The organism is Bartonella sp. AP88HLJMH (assembly GCF_042195605.1).
Classification (GTDB): Bacteria; Pseudomonadota; Alphaproteobacteria; order Rhizobiales; family Rhizobiaceae; genus Bartonella.
This window is the reverse complement of the sequence record NZ_JBHIOR010000094.1, coordinates 1-975: the sequence shown is the minus strand read 5'-3', so window position 1 is coordinate 975 and position 975 is coordinate 1. Positions and strand designations below refer to the sequence as shown.

1 pseudogene is annotated in these 975 nt (G+C 43.9%); it reads left to right on the top strand.

Going from position 1 to position 975, the window contains the following annotated elements:
• A pseudogene (locus tag ACFIMA_RS09750) lies at window positions 1-975 on the top strand (hypothetical protein); the annotation flags it as partial.

Sequence of the window (975 nt, the reverse complement as noted above, 5' to 3'; positions counted from 1 at the left end):
AGCCTTCTCTCTGTTGCTGGTTTGAATGATTCTGATGATTACGCAAATTTTTTAACCAAAACCCTTTCTGGTAAGAGCGATAAGAGTTCTATCGTAAATGTTCTTGCGGACGATAGCAAAAATTTATTGGTAAGAACTCTAGATACAGACGAGCAATATAAAAAGTCTCTCATTAGTCCACGGTCGCTTGTTCGTGATAGCTCTACAACCCAACAGTTTTCAGGGAATAATGAGAATGCAGCCCCTGTTAATGTTTCTGACCTTTTGCGGGGTGGAACTGCAGGAATGCAACGTTCTCAAGATAACAATGTTATTTTGGGTAGTGGGATTAATTATACAAAAAGCAAGTGGGGTGTTTTTATTGGTGACGATGTGGTTGGTAGTGTTGATGGGAGAGGTACATACGGCGCTATTGTTATCGGGTACGGTGCAAAATCTGGTGATGGTTGGAGTACTGTTATTGGTTATAAGGCAGAGGCACCTAAGGGCTCGTATGGTACTGTTGTTTTGGGGCGGGGGGCAAAAACGGAAGGTGTTTTTAGCATTGCAATCGGTGCTGTTGGAACTACTCCTGGATCTGAAACACAGAATGTTGATGAAAAAAATAGAGTGCTTGCAGCTGGTGATTATGCAATGGCTCTTGGTTACGGCGCGAAGAATTATGCAGAAAAGGGGATTGCTCTTGGTTACAATGCATCTGCAACAAAGGAGGCGCTGTATAGTATTGCTATAGGTTCCATGTCTCACGCTTTGGGTCCAAGCAGTATCGCAATGGGTGTCAATTCTATAGTTTCTGTACAAGGTGGTGTTGCTATAGGAAGTGATACTATCGCTGATAGGGCTGCAGGTGTTTCAGGATATACTTCTTCGCTGCAGGGGGCAACAGAAAGCACTGAAGCGCAATGGAAAAGTACGCAGGGTGCCGTTAGTGTTGGTAATAAAAGTACGGGCATGACGCGGCAGATTACAGGTGTA